Raw genomic sequence first — 21,514 nt, forward strand, 5'->3', positions numbered from 1 at the left:
ACATAACATCCCGGATGATGGCTTCTTTCATACCAGGAGGTTAGTGAGAAATTATTCGTCACCATTGTCGTCCGATTGTTTGTCATTATTCAAACCCATTTGAAGGGTATCTAATCTTTTTATTGCTTGACTAAGTTCTGCATGCTTGCTTTTCAAATCAGCAGACTCGGTTTCAAGTTCAGCAGACTGACGTTCAAGATTATCCATCTCATTATGAATACCCTCCAGATCACCGCCTTTGCTTGTGGCTTTATCAAGCTTTCCCTGGTACTTTTTCATGGATTTTTGAACAGAGGCATACTGCTTATCCTTAGCGGTATATTGCACCTTCATGTCGGCACACTGCCTTTTGGGATCTGAATATTGGTTAACCAGCTTAATATCCATATCGAATTGAATTTTATAATAACTGTTTAACGCTTTATTAAAATCCATATACTCCTGTTTTAGTGCATCAGATTGCCTGGCAATGTCAGCAGACTCTCTTTTCAGGTCATTCATTTTATTCTGAACATCATCGAGAGGTTTGCTTTTACTTTTGCCTTTATTTTTACTTTCAGCTTTATCAAGCTTTTTCTGGCATTCCTGAATCGATTTCAGAACAGAGGCATGTTGTTTATCCAGGTCATTACACTGCTTCAGCAGATAGGCACATTGCATCTCCGGGTCGTCATAGCTGGTGACCAGCTTGATCTGATCATGTACCGGCTTCATCAATTCTTTGAGCGCTTTGGCCCTGGCTAACACTTTTCTGTGCTTGAGTATATCAACACCATCGCTACCATTTTCCTCGTAAGCTTTCATCACTTTATCTAAATGCTTTCTGTTTTCCTTTAAATCCTTACACCGCTGTTCATAATGCTCTGCCGCATCTTTAAGCTTGTTACCAACATTCTGCTCCCGGGCATTGAGCGTATCCAGCAAGCCCCTCATATTTGTTTTGAAGTCCAGATGCCATTTTGTTGCATCTGAATAACGTCGAAATGTTTGTGAGAGATGTTTTGCCAGCCATTCAACCCTTAATTCTTTACGGAAACCGTACACATATTGTGGATCTTTCAGGTATTTCAGCGTTTGCAGATAATCCCTGTCACTGAGATGCTCCATATCATCCAGCTTGTCCAGATGCTCCAGGTATTCTGAAGAATCCCGATCTTCCTGATAATCTGCTTTTTCCAGATGTTTTTGCAGTGCCGGGTGTTTTTCCAGATGCTCCCGTGCTGCAGAAGGCCCCATACCTATTGTTTCAACGGCTGCTTCAAGGGCAGACACATAGGCACTGTCGTTAATATATGGATCAACCATTGGCTCACTGCCGTTATGTCCCAGAATACTCAGTTCCTCAAACAAAGTGGCCTTTAATGTCTGGATCTGCTTCTGTAAAGAGTGGGTTTCCTCCATAGCCTCCTTTGCCCACTGAGCCCTATCCAGTTGTTCCACAAATAATTTTTTTGCCGCAGCATATTGGCTGGCGGTGGATAACGACAATTCAGACTCAAGGCTTTTCACCAGGTCAACAGTACCGTTGAAATCTCCTTCAACCTTTGCCATGACAGGATCCATTACAATATCTTTTACAGGTTCCGTTTCCGGTGTTTTTTGCTTTCGTCGTACCGGGTGAAGCGGTCTTTTCCGGTGAATAGCCCGGTCTACCATTTCCTGAATAATCTTACCCGCTCCCAGCTTTACCGACTCCACGCCTTCTTTTCGGGATTTTTGTTTCAGTTCCTGTTGCAGTCTCTTTTTTCCCCTTGAAATCCCCATGGCAGCCTTGCCACTCAACAGATAATGTTCAATTCCACGGTCATCATTATGGGTATTTTCGGCATACACCGCCTCAAGCCTGCCAAGCTCTTCTAAATGCTCACTTTCCCTTTTGCCTTTATTTTCATCAAGTTTTTCTACTGATTTCGCCTGGCGCTGACAGCCAGCAAGCAACGCATCATGATTTGGCAGCCTGGAGGTTTGCACACCAGGGTCAGAGTTCGCCCGTTGATTGGCACCGCCTTTATCAATGCCCGTTTTTTGCCTTGGCCGCTTCTTTTTTTTAGATACCTTTTTCAGGGGGCTGGTACTTTCAGTTCGTGCCAGTAGTGGGCGCTCTTGTTGCAGATCTGGAGCATGCGCCCCGGTTTCGGCTATGGGACCAGGCTCTATCGCTTGAATGGCCCGACCACTCAACGAGCTTGCGTCATCCTCAATACCGCTATCGTACTCGCGCTCCCGATTGCTGGCTTTGGGAGGGAGAGGCAGGCTATCAGTACTTTCATCCTCACTGATACCCGAATCCTCAGCAACCTCGGGGAGTTCTTCGCTTATCTTCCTGTCTTGATGTTGGCTATCCGCAGCAGAGAGGTATTTTTTCATACCCTCTTCTGCCTCACGTAGCTTCGCCCGTCTGCGCATTCTGGCAGCACTATAAGGACCTGACGCGCCAGTGCTGCTGTCTTCTTTTTTGATGTCTCTATTTTCAATCAGTGTGTCATTTTTTTCACTCAATTCATCTTGAGATACCTGACTCTTTTTAGCGACTTTACTAATCTTGGAAACCCGTGTCCCCCGGTATGTGGCGTTACTGTTTTCTTCCGTCGGCTTTACTGCACCACCTTCACTGCTTGAGGTATTACCCCCAACCGGTCTTTGGCCTTCAATCCCTGGTGGCATGTTTATATCCTGTGTTTTTTGATTCCTGTATTTCATCATCGGCTGAAATCAACTGGAGTTCATGTCACTGGTTTAAAGTTGCAAAAACGTCAGAGAAATGTATTGCCTTCCATACCCTGCGGTTTACTGCCTTTCCCAAGCCTGCCCACATTGGTATGGCATGGTTTTCCCACTGGTCAAACCAAAGTCTCGCCAATGGCCTCTGTATAGGTTGGGAGCCCCCGGGTTGCCTGGTGGTAGGCAGGTGGCTCAGATGCCTGCTGGAAGGTAGATAACTCAATTGACTGCTGGTAGGTAGGTAGCTCAGCTGCCTGCATGAAGGCAGATAACTCAGTTGCCTGTTGGTAGGTAGGTAGCTCAGCTGCCTGCTGAAAGGTAGATAACTCAGTTGCCTGCTGGTAAGTAGGTAGCTCCGTTGCCTGCTGGTAGGTAGGCAATTCAGCTGCCTGCTGGTTGAAGGTGGGCAAATGCATTGCCTGCAGGTGGACGGCCCGCTGAGCCTCCGGCCGTTGTTCAGGGCGCTCTGGGGCTGATGGCGTAATATCATCCTGGCATGTATCAATCGGAACAGGCTGGTGGGGATATCTGAAATAATACGGCTGTCTTATGGCCATTTGTATAAGCTGACGGGTTGAGGCTTCAGGGTTGGTAGACCGCATAGCCTTAACGCTTCGATAAACGGAAATACAGTAATAAGTAGCTGCGGATGCGCAGCATAAACCAAGCACCACGAATAAGGGAGACGCGTGCAAGTATCTATCGTACGGTGGTAACGATGTGTCCCCAGTGCTGCTTTCAGGTGTCAGCTTGGTGGGTGGACATAAAGGCGGGAATTCATCTGACCTATCCCCACAATTGTTATAACCGTTGCACTGCCGACTTAAGGGGACACATATTTTACTGTTATTGCAAAGAAAGGCACCCTTCACTTCACATTTGGTTCTTAGTGGACAATAGAAAGCGATTTCGTCTGATTTATCATCACAGTCGGGGTAGCCATTGCACACATCAGTTTTTGGAATGCATTCGTGATGATGATTGTAGCACTGCACTTTTCCATATCCACATTCCTTCAGAAGAGAGCCCGAGACCAGCGTCGGCAATGCCAACAGCGCCACCAGGCTCTGTTTTAACCCCGGGCAGACGAGACCAATCTCCGGTGAATCCATTATTTGCTGAAAGGCAAAACCTGCCAGATTGCGTATCAGGCTATTGCCGAGCTGAATGGCACCTTGAGTGAACTGGCAGATCCGGTAATCAGACAGAGTACATGCCCGGGTCTTGTTACCCGGGTATACCACTGGACTGGCCGGTACCGTCGAGACGGTTCTGTTCTGGTAACAGCTACAACTGCAACCAACAGTATCTTGGGCAACGGTCTGTGGGTTGGTCGGGGATGATGGAAGCTGGGATATCGGCTGCATGAGTGTGATAGCCTGAATAGGGTGGATTTTTGAGTGATCTTTTGATCATCCGATAACAGCCAGGTTCACATGATTTTATGGCTCCGGGGCCATGGCACAGGCTGTCTGGGTGGCACTGTGCAGCTCCTGTCAGCCGCTCAGACCCACAGCGAGTTTTGCCTTTCCACTGTGGTGGCTGTTAACTCCTGAGGTTGGCCGCCCCGCAGTTCGGTCGACACTTGCTCCTGAAACCGTCGGGCTCTTCGTCCGGTCATATCTGGCAGTTCAATTTGGGCCGCCCTGTGGTCAACGGCCTGCTGGTATTGTCGAAAATACCCTGGTTTTTTCAGTGCCATGGTCAGTAGCTGACAGGTTGTTGCCTCACTGTTGCCATGTCTCAGCGCCTTGAAACTTTTATAGACACAGGTACCGTAAACAATGGTGAACCCAATGGCCACGGTTGCAGTAGTGATTGCTGCAATTATTTCCGGCGACAGGCCACAGGCGTCCTCATCGGATTGATCATGGCACTGGATGGAGCCATCGCATACCCAGTGGGCTGGAATGCATCTACTGTTGTCACATAGAAAGGGACGCCTTAATTGTTCGCACCGGGTCTGATTGCAGGATTTTGCATCCGTCCCATCAAGGCAAAAGCGTGCAACGTTGCATTCCAGAACCTCAGGAAAACAGGCAGGCGTTGTGTAGTTCAGGTCACAGGGCGAAGAGCCCATCGAGCAATTGAGGCTCCTGGTAGCCATGGTGGTGGGTAACGCTGAAAAAAGTACCAGACTCTCTTTTAGGCCAGGCCATAGCCTGACAACGTCGGGGGCACCGAGTATCTGGCGCAAGGCAAAGCCTGCGGCATTACGCATCAGGCCAGTACCGGCCTGCAGCGCTTCCCCAGCGAATGAGCACACCCGGTAGTCAACCAGTGATTTGATCACGGAACGGTAATCCGCACCTATATGCAGGCCAGGCTGTGTCGCACAAACCTCTCTATCCTTAAAGCTTGTTGTGCGGCAACAGCCGGTGCCATTGGCAACAATCTGTGTACAGGATGAAAGTAATGGTGACGCAGAGCCAGAGGTCAGCATAGATAGTAATTTCGGTTGTTCATGACCTCCCTTTTGACAACCTGTGTGTGGTTAAGTTCCCGGTTTTTACCTTCGATATGACCGGAGCCTCAAGGTGTTCGATAGAGGCGCTTCAGTGAGAACCAGCCCCGGTTGAGGGAGGCAATATTTTCACTTCCGGGATACAACAGCCTGAACGTACTGAAAACATGCCCGAGGCTTCTGGCCTGACAGACAATACCGAATAGCCATTCGGTGATTTCAATGGGGGTCAGGCTCGGGGTGACCCGTTCAGCAATGCTCAATACATCCACCTCAAAGTTTTCCGGATCCGGTAGCTGCTGGTAGTGAATACCTGTTTTTCGAATAATGCTCTGCAACAGTAGATCACGAGCCTGGTTCAGATGCACAGCGCAGGAGTTACAAGCCTTTTTTTGGCCATGCCCAATATCCTCAAACAATGGCTGCTCTGCTGCATAAATATGTTCCCATGCCAGGTGTTCCATCAAAACTTCGCTGCCGTGCTTTTTGCGGATTTTGTCCAGCTTTGGGCTGAGCCAGGCGATCTGCTCTTCATGGGTGTGAATCAATTGTTTTTTCCGGTTGAAAAACTGCTTTAACAGGCTGTGTACCGAACGATCCCATTGACTCGTCAGTCGATTCCTGACAAGACGGGGCAGGTCTGCCCTGCACTGTTTATTGGCAACAGGGTCAGCGTCTTTCAGGAACGGTGGTTGGGCCCTGTCCTGTTGAACCGGTGGCTGCCTCGCTGGAGCACCGGGGCTGCCCGGGGTTTGATCGGCTGCAGGTGCAGCGATGTTGCAGTCGGCATTGCCGGTATCATTATCCACGCCCTTATCCTGAAACAGCGCACTGCCATCCGTTGGCTGAAGGTGCCTTGCCGGGCACTGTGGTTGATTGCTGGCAGGTTCACGCCCCTGGTGCTCGGTCGGGGAATTTGTCCGTTGACATGTTCCGTGACGGTTATCTTTCTCTCCGTTGATGTATTGCTGAATATCCTCTGGTGTCAGGCGACGCAGGTAGCGTGTATCTTTTGCCTTGATTCGGACATATTCAATTTTTGACTGCAAATAATCCTGAAATGACCGGCTGAGATAACCGCCGTCCTCCGCTGCCGGGTTCTCGTCGGGGGCATCCACCAGCGTTTGCAGTTGCTGATCCATCTGCTCATAACATCGACAGGCATTGCAGTAGTCGCCAATTTCTGCAAACAGATCACCGGCCCGAAGATTTAATGGAATGAATTTTCCCCGGCTGGCGGCTTGTTCATACCATGTCGCCGCCTTCTCCGGTGATGGATGGTTAATTAATTGCTGCTCATGGAGCCAGCCCATTAGAAAACAGGCGTAACCATGGAGACTATCCGGTAAGGGCGGTTCGCTGCCCACGGCCTGTTTCAGCAGCTGAAAAGCCTCCATCACTTTCTGGCGATGCCGGGGCATGTTGTAAATGCGGGTTTTGTCATTAGGTTTGGGGTAGGTCATGACGTTGAAAATATAAGCGAATGCCGTCACCAGGTCCTCAGGTTCCGGAAACGGTTTTGGAAACGGTGTCTCGCCCTTAACCCAGGTAGCAGAGGAAGCAGCCTGGCCCTCTTTTTCGTTTCTGACAAACACTGCCTGAGCGGTTTGAGTGGTCATTTCCACATCCTTAAACCATGCCACATCGGCTCTCTGGGTAACGATACTGGCGGCTTTACTGGCTGGGGTAGAGCTTGGCTGGTCGGCAAATGCATCGTCTGACACACCCAGGTTTATTGCTGTTAACTGATGAGTCGTGCGGGCGTAGTCATAAGCAATAGCAATATGTAATGCCCTGTACAGCACTGCGTGTTCATCGTCTGGCTCAGGAAGATAACCGGGTTTTTCACGCAGGTGCCACAGCAGAAATTCATATCTGGAAAACAGCAAAACCGGTGAATCACAGGCTGAGTAAGGGTAAAGATTATTGATTACTGTGGATTGACGGGCTATATCAGCCAGCCGTTGCGCTATGGCAAAGGGAGATGCCAAAGGTTCGGTGTTGGGATACAGGCCACTGTCGATGAGTAGTTTGAACCATTGATCCGACAGCCGTTCCTGCTGACCAGAGCGAAACTGTTTTATTTTCTCTACATCACTGGCCTGGCTGATTGCGCCGTTGTTTAAAGCGTACTGTATCAACCAGGATCTTAACTGATTCCGGGTTTGCCCGGCATCCAGTATGTTGGCAGCCGCCCAATGCCTATAAGCCTTCTTGCGTTTGCTGCTGGCCTTTTCCAGCAGTGATGATGAGGTATCAGCCGGTGCCTTTTCCAGGTGCTGCTCATGCATTTTCAGCAACCTTTCTGACTCAATCAGGTGGCATGCGCCCAGTGCCAGCAGCGCTACGGGATTGAGGCTGACAGGCGTATCCGTCGGGCCGACTTTAACAACCCTGCGCTCGTTTTCAATCAGGGTACCGCCCACCTTCTGCCTTGGATAGAGTTGATGCACTTTCCTGCAGGTACAGAGGTAGGGTGGTTTTATATCCTCTAACGGACAACAATCACCCCAGAACCACAGGTTAAACCTTCTTATTCCGGTTTTATCATCAAGCGCTGGAGAGAAGTTGCTGTTAACAGCAATGTCCAGCAGTGTTTTGGCCTGATCATTAAACGACCAGTGTTGGTTTGCCAGGCACATTGACCGAACGACATCATGATCAACACTGACTTTCCTGCCCGCAAAAAAGTGCGCTTCGCCACTCGCATATACTGTATCGCCCCGGTCAATAAGCGTCTTGTCCACGAGTTTGTTATAACTCAGTCTCTGCACAGTTCAGTCCCGTTCAAAACAGCTTGGAGTACAAAAAGCTGCTGAAAATAAGAAAGCTAACTGGATTAACCCGGATATTTCATAAACATGCTCCCGATCTCGCTGATGAAATATCCGGATTAACAATCATGTAGACATGTAGACAGGATGAAGAAGAGATCGTTCTATGAATAAAGAAAAACGCCTCCGCAAGGGAGGCGTGTTGCTATGTTATGGGGTCATTGGCAAGCTTATGGCAACGGTGGTACTGGAATCCCCTGGGTCAATGTATAGACTTCAGCGAACCGGGCTGTATCGGTGATACGCTCAACCTTGAGCTTATGGCCCGGTATGACCAGACCGTCCTCTACAGGTTCGCCGTTGATACCAATAACCGTGAGTTCAAACCGACCACTTGGTGTGTCCAATGACTCTTTTAAATCACTAACGTTAGTGCTAATTCTGCGAAGAGTGATTTGTTTTCTGCCATAGTCAATGTCCACCTGATTACTGTTACTGGCAATCATTCCACCATGGACTGTTATTTCATCGAAAAATGCCAGTTCGACGGTGTGCCCCATGCTGGGATGGGTAATCTTCTTACTGGATTCGGAAATAGTAATCCGGACATATTTTGCCTCCACAGGCTTTTTGTCCTTGTGTACCTTGAATGATTGGCTAAGTTTGTTCCATTCCTTTTCCTTTACATGATCTTGATGGTCAACGGCCAGAATGTTGGTACCAATCTCAAAATTTATTTTTCCAGGATACCCAATACCCATTAAGCCTTGGCTCAACTCTACCTGATCAACATAAAAGCTATGTTGCAAATCAATTTCGGCAAAGGTGTTGCCATCCATGGTAAAACCTGCCCAGGGAGTCCGCTTCTTGCCATCCACTAGATTAAGGGTGTCTTCCCATGCCGATATAACGTCAGGATAAAACCCTTTCACAGCATTGTCGCTCACAGGTCGGCCATAAGACAGACTTTCTGCCTGTTCCTGCTTATAGACACGGGAATCGCCGGATTCTGCGGTAACGTTGATTTCATCGGATGGTTCAATAACCAGATTGGCATCGCCGCCCTTGCCAACAATCTCCATGGTCGCGCCGGGTGGTAACAGAACCAGCTTTTTCAAACCACCGAGCGTCAGATCCACAGGCATCTGAGTCAGTACACCGGCGTCCTCACCGCTGGACATGACACTGATAAACGAGGATGTCAGCTCATTTGATTCATTCTCTACACGAGTAAGGTCAAATGTGTCAGAAACCACAGTACCATTATCACCTCCTTCCACCCTGATTTTGTGTGTACCAACAGTCAGCTCAGCCAGATTTTTCCATTCAAAAACCACACGCCGGGCATTATCTGCCGTATTAAGGGTGCTGATCTCCTGATCGTTGATGAACAGGGTCAAGGCATCCAGGTTGGAGTAAGCCTTAATGTTGGACAGGCTGGTTTCCTTCTGTTTTTTAGAGGCAATGTATACCATCGGGGTTTCTGACCAGGCCGCCTGATAGAGATAGAAGGCATCCTTTTTGGTTTTCCGGTCGATGGTTACCAGACCTTTGTCGTTACGACCCTTGGTATCACCTTCGTCACGGCGGTGCGCGGTAAAGTCATACATGTTCCAGATATGGCTCCCCCAGAGGAAATCACGATCCTCAATCTGTTGCAGGTAGGACTCGTGATAGAGCTGGCTGAACTGCTCAGTGTGGTCATTGGCTTTGGGCGTATCGGTATGCCAATCCGGGCTGACACCGGCACCGTACTCACTGACGCCAACGATATGGCCGGGATTATCTTTCCTGAACTGATCGATGAACTTGCCAAAATCCTCGGTTGTACCAACATACCAGCCGTCATAGCGGTTATAGGCGTTGACCTCTACCGCCTCGTGCAGCGGTGAAATGGTAGGGTCAATGAATACCGCTGCCTGAGTGGTTTTCCGATAGGCATCGCCATCAAGGCTCTTGGTATGATCAGACAGCCTTTTGATTAATGCGGCAGTATCTTCTGGAGTTTCCGGGTTTCTCATGCTGATCTCGTTGGTCATCCCCCAGAGACCGACGGAAGGGTTGTTATAGGCCTGTTTAACCATTTCTGTGATTTGCTGTTTGGCACTCTCTTCATAGCTCGGGTCCATAGAGGCAGCGTTGATCATCGGGATTTCCACCCAGTTAACGAAGCCCAGCTGGTCGGAGTAGTCCTGCATATCCAGGTTATGAGGGTAGTGGGAGAAACGCACGGTGTTGGCCCCCATCTCCTTGATCAGGTCCATACTCTCCTTGCGCTGCTCATAGGTGGTGGCCCAGCCCACATCGATATAATCCTGGTGCAGCGCCACACCTCGCAATGGGTAAGGCTCGCCATTGAGGATAAAGCCCTGTTCAGGGTCAAATTCAAAGCTGCGCAGACCCAGTGGCTGTTTTACTTCATCCACTACAACTCCACTCTCAATCAGCTGCGTGTAGGTTTGGTAGACGTAGGGATTTTTGGTGCCGTGCCACAGTGTCGGCGAGTCCATAACCATATCCTCGGTAATGGTTCTCTTTTCTCCTGCGGCGAGTTCAGCATCCATGCGCACTGTTTTTACAGTGTTACCCATGGGGTCCTGAATAGTGACCAGGACTTCACCGGCAAAGTCTTCTGTGGATTTGTTGGACAGGTGAACGGCAATGGTCAGGTCAGCAGAGGCAGTGGAAACATTCTTCTGGCTGATATAGACTCCGGGGCCACCAAAATCCTCAGCGTCGATGGAGACGTTATTGAGTTTCAGCAGATGCACATCACGGTAAATGCCGCCCCACCAGGTAAAGTCAGCCCCGGCATCCAGTGGCAAAAAGGTGTCCCGGCCAAAATTGTTATCTTCCGCTGCATTCATGGAACTCAGGCGATTATCAACCTGTATGGCCAGTTGGTTATTACCGGTCTGCAAATAGTCAGTGACGTCAAAACGGAAGGTGGAGAAGCCACCGTTATGTTCACCCACTTCCTGACCATTAACGTAGACTGTGGAGATCAGGGCAGCCCCTTCAAACTCGAGGTAGTAACGCTGGTCCGGAACCAGTTGGTCTATGACAAGATTTTTGCGATAGGAGGATTGCCCATAAAAATAACTCCCCCCGTCCTGGCCATTATCAATATCCCAGACATGAGGAATGTTGATCTGCTCCCAGCTGCTGTCATCATAACCACTGATGACAGACTCCGGGGAAATGTAGTCCATCCGGAATTGCCAGTCATTATTGATCAGGTCACTCTCCCTCGGTTGGGAGGTAAACCCGGGCTCGGGATTGACTACTGGAGGGGAAGTATCCTCGTTATCGTCGTTGTTACACCCGGCTATCAGGGCCAGCGATAGAGCCGGGATCAACAAATGATGCTTCTTCACTCAATTATTCCTTTATTGTTAGCGGAATGAGATATTGAAGGCGCATCATGGGCCATTGGCCTGACATCATACTGACTTATGTCAAGCATGATGTCGGACCAATTAAAAAAGATAACACACAAGTTGAAAAAATGATCAGCAATTTACCGCATCGACCAATAATTGATCTTGAATGGCAGGTGCTGCTCAAACCAATTGAAGCCCGGATGACGGTGTGTGACTTTTTATCTCACGGTTTTTTATAATTTAGCCTGAACGTTTGGTATTTTTTGTCCGTGTCAGAGTGGATTAACTTTGCAACAATGGTGCTGCCTGTCGTGAACAGGTTGCACTTTCTCCACCAATAATAATGTCATGGAGCAACATGAATGAAGCATTTGATTACCTGTGGTATCTCGCTTTTGTTAGCCTGGATTTCTCTGGCTCTGGCCGAAGAGAAAAGCGAGCACTTCGAATGGCAGCTGGTAAAAGACGACAGTGATTCAGGCATTAAAGTTTTTACCCGAAACGTTGCCGGTTCAGAGCTGCGGGAGTTTCGTGGTGAAATGACCATTTCATCCACGCTGACAGCGCCGGTAGCCTTGATTGAAGATGTTGCCGTCGCAACAGAGTGGATGCATAACTGCGGTGGCATTGATGCTCTCGAATACCACCAGGATCGCGGTGAAGCCATTACTTATATGATCACCAAAGCCCCCTGGCCAGTATCGGATCGTGATACCGTAGTACACTCCCGTACCCGTCAGGATGCAACCAGCAAAGTTGTTCGTGTTGACCTGACGGCCAAAAATGATCAGGTACCTGCAAATAACGATTATGTACGTATTACCAGAATGAATGGCTTCTGGTTGTTTACGCCAGCAGCAGACGGCCAGATTGATGTTGTTTATCAGGTGCATGCCGAGCCGGGCGGCGCTCTCCCGGCCTGGTTATCCAACAGTATTGTGGTTGATACACCGTATCACACACTGAAAAATATGCAGATGATTATTCAGGCCGGGCGTTACCAGAAAGCGCAACGTAACTATATTCAAAACGATGTATAAAGCCCTTTGCCGCTGTGACAGCAACAGCGCATAAGTCATTGCCATGTCACAGCCGGTTTATCTGGCTGGCAAACAAGGAGTTCACCCGTCGTGATTAGTGGCTTTCAGTAGTGAGTGAAATGGAATTGTATATTTCATTTGGTCAGGAAGGGAACTATTGGCGGATTAAACAGACTATACGTTGACAGCATAAGTTTTCTGTCTGTGCAGAGTGATTAAGTTATTCAGCCCCTATGAACAGCAATATCTACGTCTCAACATAAAGGTCCTTTTATGCTTGATCCAATAGGAAATAATAAAACTGTTTATACCATGCAATTGTCCGACCCTCCCACTGGCAATGCTGCCATGGCAGGAATGGCACAGGAAAGTGCGACATTTAATAAGTCATTAACAACCGTTAAACAGAATGTAGTTACTCTTGTTTTACAAGCCGCTGAGCAGAATAAATGTCAGGCAGACCAGATTGTCAGCCCACTGATTGATCATCTTATAGAACGTTTTCAACTGCCTGGACCGAACCGTCTGCAGGCCAGTACCGCTGAAAGAAACCCCAATAAACCCGATGATTGGAGATGGGACCTATGGCAAGAGAAACATTATAGACCCTCCTGGTCGGGGAAAGACTGCTACTGCCCACTATCACAGGAGAAGGTCAATAAAGTTATACTGGCACTTCACGATCAAATACGCTTCGATAAATCATTTACAAACTGTCAAAATATACCTTATGTATTGGATCAATTCAGTCTTGGCTCAGTTCGGGAGTGCACGAATTTTCTGGAACTTTCACAGCTATTTAGCCAATCTTTAAAACCACTGACACCATTTATTCGCCAATGCATTGCGGCAGGTTTGTTCACAGAAAACTTTATTAATGAATTATATGCGATGTGAACGTCCCGGTTTCAGGTCTCGAACCTTGAATAAACTGACGAATTACTTTATCGATCAACATGACGATAAAAAACCTGAGAAAAACATTCAGGCAGGGAGCAAACAGCTCTTTTGACCCTTGCTAAAAACATGGCCGTTGCCATACCCGCATATTCACTAAGATGAAACCGATTTGCTAATGCTATTGCTGACATATAAAGGACTTTTCCACCTCCTTCAAAATTCCCCAGAATCGATCCGTCGAATTTAGGCTCATGACCATCATTTAACGACGTGACAAATGTCGGCTGAGATAGAATTCTTGCAATAGCTTCATCCTGACTGATATTGTACCGGTTCATTGCTGTACTTATCAGCCAACCAAAAAGGCTGCTGGTATCTCCTTTATCCATCTGCATAACCCCTCTAGCCCCAAGGGTGTATGAGCTTGCAGCAACGATCCCTACGCCAAACAACCATTGGCTTACTTGCATTCCCATACGCTGTATCTGATATTTTTCCGGATACTTGTCAATCAGCTCAGGATTGACAAAAAAACTATCCTCATCTGGCAGGTTCTGCCACCCCTCATCTATTCGTTGCAGCATGAGTGCAAAGAAATAAGAATCTAACTCATCAATATCGGAGGATATCGTTTCGAGGCCTTCAACGACCCACTCTTCATAGGTGCCTCGAATATCAGCAATAACAGCATCAACAGCAGCCTTCATCGCCTCTTTGTATTTTTTACCATTATCTTCGCTTGGCATCATCGTAATTCGGAAGGGCCGGAGTTACTCCCCACAAGATCGGCCAGATTATCATCAAAAACATGAAGATCTTTTTTAAATTCATCCAGTTTGTCTCGAAAAGCGGGTTTTATTTTTTGTCCATTTAGTCTGTCAAAAGTTCGATAGATGATTTTCTTTGAAAAAAGCTCTGTTTCTATATCGCTTTGCACCTCGATCTCTTTCTCTTTAGCAATATGTGCTTCTGCATCTGTCTTTAATCTTATTGTCCGTCCGAAAGCCCCTCCAGTGTCTTTCCACTCACCATTCAAGCATGGTGAGCAATGCCTAGACAACAACTTCCAGCTTCCACACCGGTGTTAATCATTGTTAGAAGTCCTGTTTTGGTTTTCAGGAACCCATGATCAGAAACGCCAGGCTGATCAATAAGCTTCTGAGCAACCAAGATAGCACTTCCTGTAAAAGTGAAAGCTCTTCTGCAAAAAGCCAACGTGCAGATATCACCACCAATTTATTCATTTACATTTATAATTCACGATACTATTTCAAGTTCCAGTTCCAGAAAATTGCAAGGCTGTGTTATTACAATGGAGAAAAAAATTCCTGCCAATTTGATCACCGGCTTCCTGGGCTCCGGTAAAACCACTGCCATTGTGCATTTACTCAGGCAGAAACCGGAAAACGAAACCTGGGCTGTGCTGGTCAATGAGTTTGGCGAAGTCGGTATTGATGGTGCCCTGTTACAGGGCTCCTCGGCACGTAATGATGTATTCGTGCGAGAAGTGCCCGGTGGCTGTATGTGCTGCGTGGCCGGGCTCCCCATGCAGATTGGCCTTAATATGCTGATCGCCCGCAGCAAACCGGACCGGCTGCTGATTGAGCCCACCGGGCTGGGCCATCCCCAGGAAATTATTAACACACTGCAAGGAGAGTATTACCGTGAGATTCTGAGCCTGGAAGCCAGTATCTGCCTGGTGGATCCGCGCAACCTTGAAGATACCCGATACCTTGAGAATGACAATTTTCGGGATCAGATTCATCTGGCCGATGTTCTGGTAGCCAACAAAACTGACTTATCCAGCGAAACTGACCGTAGGCGTTTTGAGCAGTTTGCAGACCAGCTACCGTTGCCAAAACCTGAAACGGCCTGGGTAAAGCAGGGGGCACTTTCCGTAGAGTGGCTGGACCTTCCTCGCCGTGATCGTGTGGCGGTTAACCCCAATGCCCACCATGCACACCACAAGGGCTCTGATCAGCTCCAGACCACGGAAGCCATGGGCCTCAAGCTAGCTGAAGGCCAGCTTTTCCTCCGCAAGGAAAACACCGGCCAGCATCATTTCAGCTGTGGCTGGCTGTTTTCTGACAGCACTTCGTTTTCATTTGACCGGCTGTTTTCACTGATTCATGCGCAAACTGCCCAGCGTTTAAAAGCGGTGGCAAAAACAGACCGGGGGGTGAAAGGTTTTAATATGCAGGATGGCATTGTCAGTGTGATAGAGATTAAAGAAACGTCAGATAGCCGCCTGGAAATCATCAGCAGCTCACCTATGGACTGGGATGACTTTGAAACCAGACTACAGGAAACCATTATTTTCCAACCGGCAGCATAAGCCGGTTTTTTCAGTAAACTCACATTATTTCAGTTAGGATTTGTTAGCAAAAAAAAATTGAGTCAACAACATATTTTCATATTGAGAATAAATTCTGAGGGTAGTTGTGATGAATTTCGACAAAATAAACCTCCGCCCTGATTCTGGCAATGATTTCAGCGCAAATTCTCAAGATACTGAAAGCGGGCAAGTCGATTTCGGCCCCTTTCGTGTAGATATATCCCCAAACCCGGCTGACACTCATTTGTCTCAAGCAGGTGGCGCTTCAACTGAAGCTGATCTGCGTGATAAATTAAAAATAGTTTTAGATCCCGACTTATTGGACAAGTTTTGTCAGCAGGTGATCAATAAATAACCTCCCTGCGCAAACGGGCTCTTGCGTATCATATTGGCAGACCGGATATCAATGAGAGCGGCCGGTCATATTCGAACAGTGAATCATTCCTGTTTCTTTGCCGGGGCATTTTATTACAGCGCAGATTTTCCTGCCCCGTGCATCGCTTCAATCACAACCAGTGGCATTCTGCTACCTTGTATACACGACTTCAGAGAGTAAGGCTGATCATGAACTACACTCAGCTATTTATCTTCCTACTGGCAGCCGGTATGGTTAATAATTGCAAAGCATCCAATTCAGTGTCCGACCATGGTAACGGGATATCAATAGCAATGGACGAGATTAACTGGCAGTCTCATTGGCAGAACAATAACATTGGCTTCCATCTTGATCAGGCCAACCCTATGCTGGTTAAACACTGGCCCAAAATACGTGCAGTTCCAAAGGATATGGTGTTCGTTCCGCTGTGTGGCAAGAGCCTGGATATGGTTGAGCTCCATAAGCAGGGACACTTTGTTATTGGCTCCGAGTTGAGTGAGGTAGCTGTGGAAGCCTTTTTTTCCGAGCAAAACCGCGATTACACAAGGCAGACCGCCGGTGAACATGAGTACTGGTCCAGCGAACGGTTAGCCCTGGTTCGGGGGGATTTTTTTACCCTGGCAGAAGAGAGTATTCCGGCCAGATTTGTTTATGACCGGGCAGCCCTGGTTGCACTCCCTCCCGGCAAGCAGGAAGCTTACATAGAACAACTTCTGCGCATTGCACCGGATGTTGAGCAAATCCTGCTGATCACGGTCGAATATGATGATACTGCCGCAGCAGCGCCACCATTCAGTATCCCACCCAATCGGGTAAAAGCACTCTACGGTGACCACTTCGAGATCGATCTGATTGAGACACGGGACACCAAACCCTCACCACGAAAACAGGCTCAGGGTTTGCAGGTAATTACGGAGCATGTTTTCAAACTTGACCGGAAGTAGTTTCTAACGGGCCAGCAATGCCAATCCCTTCTCCTGCCTGATATCACCAGGCGGGTTCTTGTCGTCTAACCTCTACTTTTTTATCTACCATCCACACGTTTTTTGTGATTGATTGGGCTGTAAGCAGGAACTTTTTGAAGAAGGGACAGTCTCAAGCGGAAATTCAATATTTCTTTAATTCAATGAACACTTCCAACGCTGGCCCAAATTTCGGTTTTGTTTATCCGTGCTTTCAGGATTGGTCAGGAACGCCTTTAGCAGACCCTTATGCTATCAGCACACATCGAGGTATGGCTGGCAATTATGTACAGATAGTCAATTCACCCCATGTCAGATATATAAATAAGTACATAACCAACCAGGGCATGCCAACTCCTACTACACGTTTCCTTAATGATTTTTCTATTTCTTATTCACCACCCACTGAAAACAAACCACCGTTTCCTGGATTCTATGTACAGGCAGATCTTGATGCCATTGTCCCTTATGATGTAACCAGGACAGCCGCTGATGATTTTACAAAAACGGATTTAACCCCAAGAAGCTCTCAACGAATAGCTCAGCAATTACCCTCACAAAATGCATCAGTCAGTTTTGCTCAGTCATCATCGCGTCCAGTGGCTGTCATTGGTCCATTGAATACAGCTACACAACAGCAAGCGTGTAAAGAAGCTGGCTGGTTGAAATTAACTGAACCATCCGGTTCTGGTGAACCTCTGCTTGTTTCACCCAAAGATGACTGCACTTTAGCAAGTAGTATGCCAAAGCAGGAAATAAGTAAAGCCAAATATCCCACATCCAATGAACGCAGGGCTAGCATGGCCAGAAGCGCAGCCAAACACGCCAAAACCGATAAAGGCAAGGCTAGCAGGGCCAGATACGCCAAAACCGATAAAGGCAAGGCTAGCAGGGCCAGATACGCCAAATCCCAAAAAGGCAGAGCCAGTAATTCCAGATGCATAGCCAGATACGCCCAAACTGCTAAAGGGATGAAAATAAAAGCTATATGTAATGCAAGATCAAACGCCTATAAAGCAGCCATTAAAAAAGGCTTTAGTGAAAAACTAGCGAGGGAAAAAGGAGAGCTGGCAGCGAATGCAAAAAAAGCAGAATTATCATCACTTCCCTCTCTTCCCCCGCCTTCAGCCCCCCTGACTGAAGAAATATTAACATTTCTGATGAAGCTCTCCTCACCCAGAGTGGTAAGCAATCGAAGCTAAAAAACAGCTACCAAACCGGAAAAGCCAGTGGGTTCGGTAGATAGATTTACGTTTACGTAAGGGGAAGCTACACTCAAGTTGTGATTAGAAAGAAGCGTCTTCAACACGCTGCCAATAACGAGCACAGAACCATGTCCGAGAGCACGTTCACTATTTCAGAACTCGCCAGGGAGTTTGACCTCACTCCCAGGGCGATACGCTTTTATGAAGATCAGGGGCTACTCAGCCCAAAGCGTAATGGTCTGCAGCGCGTTTATAGCAAGAAGGACCGCGTTCATCTTAAGCTTATTGTCCGGGGCAAGCGTCTTGGCTTAAGCCTGGCTGAATCCAGGGATTTGATTGCGCTGTATGACCCGACCTCCCGAAATAAAAAGCAGCTCCGGGCAATGCTGGATGCCATTGATACGTCCAGTATGCGCCTTGAGCAACAGCTGCAGGACATTCACATAATGCAGGATGAACTTACCGAAGCCAGAAAGCGCTGTGTTAAAGCCCTGAAGGAAAGCGATCAGTAAACCGTTAGATAAAACGCCCACAGCAATAACAATAAAAAGTGAGGAAGCCCCAATGAGCCAATACTCAGAGCTGAATTTCAACCTTGGAGAAACCAACGACATGCTCAGGGAGCAGGTCAGGCAATTTGCAGCAAAAGAGATTGCGCCAAGGGCCATGGAGATCGACCAGACCAACCAGTTCCCCATGGACCTCTGGCAGAAAATGGGGGATATGGGCTTGCTGGGTATCACCGTATCTGAACCTTATGGCGGCTCAGCCATGGGGTACCTCGCCCATGTTATCGCCATGGAAGAGATCAGCAGGGCTTCTGCTGCCGTTGGGCTCAGCTATGGTGCCCACTCCAACCTCTGCGTCAACCAGATTTTCCGCATGGGTAGCGATGCGCAAAAAGAACAATATCTGCCTGACCTGATCAGTGGCCGGGCCGTTGGCGCACTGGCCATGAGTGAACCGGAAGCCGGTTCCGATGTCGTCAGTATGAAGCTCAGGGCCGAAAAGAAAGGCGACCGCTTTATCCTGAACGGTAACAAAATGTGGATCACTAATGGCCCTGATGCCTCCACCTACGTGATCTATGCCAAAACGGAACCGGAAAAAAGATCCCGTGGCATCACCGCCTTTATTGTCGAAAGGGACTTCCCCGGATTCTCCAGGGCCCAGAAACTGGACAAACTGGGCATGCGGGGTTCAAACACCTGCGAACTGGTGTTTGAGAACTGTGAAGTGCCTGCCCGAAACGTGCTGGGTAACCTCAATGGCGGTGTTGAAGTGCTGATGAGCGGACTGGACTACGAGCGGGTGGTGCTTTCAGGAGGCCCCACCGGCATCATGCAGGCCTGCCTGGATGTGGTTCTGCCTTACATTCATGACCGAAAACAGTTTGGCCAGTCCATCGGTGAATTTCAGCTGATTCAGGGCAAGCTTGCCGATATGTACGCCCGGATGAATGCCTGCAAAGCTTACCTCTACGCTGTCGCTGCCGCCTGTGACCGTGGCGAAACAACCCGCAAGGATGCGGCAGGCGTTATTCTCTACTGCGCCGAAACAGCAACGGCACTGGCACTGGATGCCATCCAGATACTCGGTGGCAATGGCTATATCAATGACTACCCCACCGGACGCCTGTTAAGGGATGCCAAACTGTACGAGATCGGTGCCGGCACATCGGAAATCCGTCGTATGCTGATCGGCCGGGAGCTGTTTCAGGAAACCGGACATTAAACGGAGGGGGGATTGTCATGGTGGCACTGACCACAACAATAGCCATAGACAGCGCAGAATTTAATGACAACCGTCGTCAAATGCAGGCACTGGTTGATGAACTGCTGCAGAAGTCTGATCACCTGAAACTGGGGGGATCTGCAAAAGCCCGGGAAAAACACATCAGCAAAGGCAAACTGCTGCCCAGAGATAGAATTGCCCTGTTGCTGGACCCCGGCTCCCCATTTATGGAAGTCGGGCTTTTTGCGGCCGACAAGGTCTACAACGAAGCAGTACCCTGTGCTGGCGTGGTGGCCGGTATTGGCCAGGTTTCAGGCCGTGAGTGCATGATTGTCGCTAACGATGCCACCGTCAAAGGCGGCAGCTACTTTCCACTCACCGTTAAAAAGCATTTAAGAGCCCAGGCCATCGCCGAGCAGAATCACCTGCCCTGTATCTACCTGGTGGATTCCGGTGGTGCCAACCTGCCCAGACAGGATGAAGTGTTTCCTGACCGGGAACACTTTGGCCGGATTTTCTTTAATCAGGCCAATATGTCGGCCAGGGGGATTCCACAAATTGCTGCGGTGATGGGTTCCTGCACGGCCGGCGGTGCTTATGTTCCTGCCATGGCGGATGAAAGCATTATTGTCCGCGGTCAGGGCACCATTTTCCTTGCTGGCCCGCCCCTGGTGAAAGCTGCCACCGGTGAAGAGATTAGCGCAGAGGCTCTGGGCGGCGCAGACGTTCATTGTCGTCAATCCGGCGTGGCCGACCATTACGCCAATGATGATGCCCATGCCATCCGCCTGATACGACAATCGGTATCCCGCCTGAATCGGGTAAAGAAAAGTTATTACGATCTTCGCCCGAGTACTGAACCACTGTATGACATCAAAGAGCTCTACGGGGTTGTCCCTTCGAACCTGAGACAACCCTATGACGTCAGGGAAGTCATCGCCCGTATTGTTGATGGCTCCGATTTTGATGAGTTCAAGGCGCTGTTTGGGGAAACGCTGGTGTGTGGCTTTGCCCGAATCCATGGGCATCCGGTGGGGATTGTTGCCAACAACGGCATACTCTTTTCCGAATCCGCCCAGAAAGGTGCACACTTTATCGAACTGTGCTGTCAGCGCAAAATGCCACTGGTATTTCTCCAGAATACCACCGGTTATATGGTGGGATCCCAGGCGGAGTCCGGAGGTATTGCCCGCCATGGCGCGAAAATGGTCCACGCCGTTGCCTGTGCCAGAGTCCCCAAATTCACGGTGATAATCGGCGGCAGCTTTGGTGCAGGCAATTATGGCATGTGTGGCAGAGCCTACGATCCCCGGTTTCTCTGGAGCTGGCCCAATGCCCGTATTTCGGTGATGGGCGCAGAACAGGCCGCCAATGTCCTGGTCCAGGTCAAACGTGATGCCAAACAGGGGCAGGCATTAAGTGAAGAGGAAGCCCGGGCCATCCGTCAGCCCATTCTTGAGAACTACAATCACCAGGGCAACCCTTACTACGCCAGTGCACGACTCTGGGATGATGGTGTGATTGATCCGGCGGATACCCGTACCGTCCTTGGACTGGGTCTTTCTGCGGCAATGAATGCTCCCATTGAAGAGACCCGCTTTGGCATATTCAGGATGTAAG

18 protein-coding genes are annotated in these 21,514 nt (G+C 48.7%); 11 read left to right on the forward strand and 7 right to left on the reverse strand.

Annotation, left to right across the window (positions count from 1 at the left end):
- Positions 1-51: 51 nt before the first annotated feature.
- The gene (locus O3276_RS08645) at positions 52-2,664 is read right to left on the reverse strand and encodes a hypothetical protein (RefSeq protein WP_269675275.1); all 2,613 of its coding nucleotides are present in this window, start codon (positions 2,662-2,664) and stop codon (positions 52-54) included.
- A gap of 176 nt (positions 2,665-2,840) precedes the next feature.
- On the reverse strand, positions 2,841-3,323 hold the full coding sequence (locus tag O3276_RS08650; protein WP_269675276.1) for a hypothetical protein: 483 nt from the start codon (positions 3,321-3,323) through the stop codon (positions 2,841-2,843).
- A 513-nt stretch (positions 3,324-3,836) separates the two neighbouring features.
- Here O3276_RS08650 and O3276_RS08655 point away from each other — a divergent pair.
- Positions 3,837-4,064, forward strand: coding sequence for a hypothetical protein (locus O3276_RS08655; protein ID WP_269675277.1), 228 nt, complete (start codon positions 3,837-3,839; stop codon positions 4,062-4,064).
- A 161-nt stretch (positions 4,065-4,225) separates the two neighbouring features.
- Here the strand turns inward: O3276_RS08655 and O3276_RS08660 are convergent, their stop codons facing one another.
- The 3 genes from O3276_RS08660 to O3276_RS08670 all read right to left on the reverse strand — a co-directional run bounded on the left by O3276_RS08660 (position 4,226) and on the right by O3276_RS08670 (position 11,336).
- Positions 4,226-5,164, reverse strand: a complete 939-nt coding sequence (locus O3276_RS08660) for an LDL receptor domain-containing protein (RefSeq protein WP_269675278.1) — start codon at positions 5,162-5,164, stop codon at positions 4,226-4,228.
- Between the two features lie 89 nt (positions 5,165-5,253).
- Positions 5,254-7,959: an SEL1-like repeat protein gene (locus O3276_RS08665; RefSeq protein WP_269675279.1), complete on the reverse strand. Its 2,706-nt coding sequence runs from the start codon at positions 7,957-7,959 to the stop codon at positions 5,254-5,256.
- 230 nt (positions 7,960-8,189) lie between these two features.
- On the reverse strand, positions 8,190-11,336 hold the full coding sequence (locus O3276_RS08670) for a glycoside hydrolase family 2 protein (RefSeq protein ID WP_269675280.1): 3,147 nt from the start codon (positions 11,334-11,336) through the stop codon (positions 8,190-8,192).
- A 47-nt stretch (positions 11,337-11,383) separates the two neighbouring features.
- Between O3276_RS08670 and O3276_RS08675 the strand changes: the two genes are divergently transcribed.
- From O3276_RS08675 to O3276_RS08685, 3 genes are all read left to right on the forward strand, one after another.
- Complete coding sequence (locus tag O3276_RS08675; RefSeq protein WP_269675281.1) at positions 11,384-11,581, forward strand: hypothetical protein; 198 nt, start codon at positions 11,384-11,386, stop codon at positions 11,579-11,581.
- A 123-nt stretch (positions 11,582-11,704) separates the two neighbouring features.
- Positions 11,705-12,382, forward strand: coding sequence for an START domain-containing protein (locus O3276_RS08680; protein WP_269675282.1), 678 nt, complete (start codon positions 11,705-11,707; stop codon positions 12,380-12,382).
- Positions 12,383-12,655: 273 nt separating this feature from the next.
- Positions 12,656-13,279, forward strand: a complete 624-nt coding sequence (locus O3276_RS08685) for a hypothetical protein (RefSeq protein ID WP_269675283.1) — start codon at positions 12,656-12,658, stop codon at positions 13,277-13,279.
- A gap of 47 nt (positions 13,280-13,326) precedes the next feature.
- Here the strand turns inward: O3276_RS08685 and O3276_RS08690 are convergent, their stop codons facing one another.
- The gene (locus O3276_RS08690) at positions 13,327-14,031 is read right to left on the reverse strand and encodes a hypothetical protein (RefSeq protein WP_269675284.1); all 705 of its coding nucleotides are present in this window, start codon (positions 14,029-14,031) and stop codon (positions 13,327-13,329) included.
- Positions 14,028-14,318, reverse strand: coding sequence for a hypothetical protein (locus O3276_RS08695; protein ID WP_269675285.1), 291 nt, complete (start codon positions 14,316-14,318; stop codon positions 14,028-14,030). The genes O3276_RS08690 and O3276_RS08695 overlap by 4 nt, the downstream gene beginning before the upstream one ends.
- A gap of 276 nt (positions 14,319-14,594) precedes the next feature.
- Here O3276_RS08695 and O3276_RS08700 point away from each other — a divergent pair, with 276 nt between their 5' ends.
- From O3276_RS08700 to O3276_RS08730, 7 genes are all read left to right on the forward strand, one after another.
- Positions 14,595-15,617 (forward strand): CobW family GTP-binding protein, encoded by a 1,023-nt coding sequence (locus O3276_RS08700; RefSeq protein ID WP_269675286.1) that lies wholly within the window; start codon positions 14,595-14,597, stop codon positions 15,615-15,617.
- 109 nt (positions 15,618-15,726) lie between these two features.
- On the forward strand, positions 15,727-15,972 hold the full coding sequence (locus O3276_RS08705) for a hypothetical protein (protein WP_269675287.1): 246 nt from the start codon (positions 15,727-15,729) through the stop codon (positions 15,970-15,972).
- A gap of 209 nt (positions 15,973-16,181) precedes the next feature.
- Positions 16,182-16,937, forward strand: coding sequence for a thiopurine S-methyltransferase (locus O3276_RS08710; RefSeq protein WP_269675288.1), 756 nt, complete (start codon positions 16,182-16,184; stop codon positions 16,935-16,937).
- A gap of 134 nt (positions 16,938-17,071) precedes the next feature.
- Positions 17,072-18,157: a hypothetical protein gene (locus tag O3276_RS08715; protein ID WP_269675289.1), complete on the forward strand. Its 1,086-nt coding sequence runs from the start codon at positions 17,072-17,074 to the stop codon at positions 18,155-18,157.
- 131 nt (positions 18,158-18,288) lie between these two features.
- Complete coding sequence (locus tag O3276_RS08720) at positions 18,289-18,672, forward strand: MerR family transcriptional regulator (protein WP_269675955.1); 384 nt, start codon at positions 18,289-18,291, stop codon at positions 18,670-18,672.
- Positions 18,673-18,724: 52 nt separating this feature from the next.
- Positions 18,725-19,894: an isovaleryl-CoA dehydrogenase gene (locus O3276_RS08725; protein ID WP_269675290.1), complete on the forward strand. Its 1,170-nt coding sequence runs from the start codon at positions 18,725-18,727 to the stop codon at positions 19,892-19,894.
- Between the two features lie 17 nt (positions 19,895-19,911).
- Positions 19,912-21,513 (forward strand): carboxyl transferase domain-containing protein, encoded by a 1,602-nt coding sequence (locus tag O3276_RS08730; protein ID WP_269675291.1) that lies wholly within the window; start codon positions 19,912-19,914, stop codon positions 21,511-21,513.
- The last annotated feature ends 1 nt before the right edge of the window (position 21,514 follow it).

This window comes from Endozoicomonas sp. GU-1 (assembly GCF_027366395.1).
GTDB lineage: Bacteria > Pseudomonadota > Gammaproteobacteria > Pseudomonadales > Endozoicomonadaceae > Endozoicomonas.

Excerpts from the sequence above, each read along its gene's own strand:
- O3276_RS08705 (WP_269675287.1), top strand. The coding sequence starts at position 15,727 with ATGAATTTCGACAAAATAAACCTCCGCCCTGATTCTGGCAATGATTTC.
- O3276_RS08700 (WP_269675286.1), top strand. The coding sequence starts at position 14,595 with ATGGAGAAAAAAATTCCTGCCAATTTGATCACCGGCTTCCTGGGCTCC.
- O3276_RS08680 (WP_269675282.1), top strand. The coding sequence starts at position 11,705 with ATGAAGCATTTGATTACCTGTGGTATCTCGCTTTTGTTAGCCTGGATT.
- O3276_RS08720 (WP_269675955.1), top strand. The coding sequence starts at position 18,289 with ATGTCCGAGAGCACGTTCACTATTTCAGAACTCGCCAGGGAGTTTGAC.
- O3276_RS08685 (WP_269675283.1), top strand. The coding sequence starts at position 12,656 with ATGCTTGATCCAATAGGAAATAATAAAACTGTTTATACCATGCAATTG.
- O3276_RS08730 (WP_269675291.1), top strand. The coding sequence starts at position 19,912 with ATGGTGGCACTGACCACAACAATAGCCATAGACAGCGCAGAATTTAAT.
- O3276_RS08675 (WP_269675281.1), top strand. The coding sequence starts at position 11,384 with ATGGGCCATTGGCCTGACATCATACTGACTTATGTCAAGCATGATGTC.
- O3276_RS08725 (WP_269675290.1), top strand. The coding sequence starts at position 18,725 with ATGAGCCAATACTCAGAGCTGAATTTCAACCTTGGAGAAACCAACGAC.
- O3276_RS08710 (WP_269675288.1), top strand. The coding sequence starts at position 16,182 with ATGAACTACACTCAGCTATTTATCTTCCTACTGGCAGCCGGTATGGTT.
- O3276_RS08650 (WP_269675276.1), bottom strand. The coding sequence starts at position 3,323 with ATGCGGTCTACCAACCCTGAAGCCTCAACCCGTCAGCTTATACAAATG.
- O3276_RS08660 (WP_269675278.1), bottom strand. The coding sequence starts at position 5,164 with ATGCTGACCTCTGGCTCTGCGTCACCATTACTTTCATCCTGTACACAG.
- O3276_RS08645 (WP_269675275.1), bottom strand. The coding sequence starts at position 2,664 with ATGCCACCAGGGATTGAAGGCCAAAGACCGGTTGGGGGTAATACCTCA.
- O3276_RS08690 (WP_269675284.1), bottom strand. The coding sequence starts at position 14,031 with ATGATGCCAAGCGAAGATAATGGTAAAAAATACAAAGAGGCGATGAAG.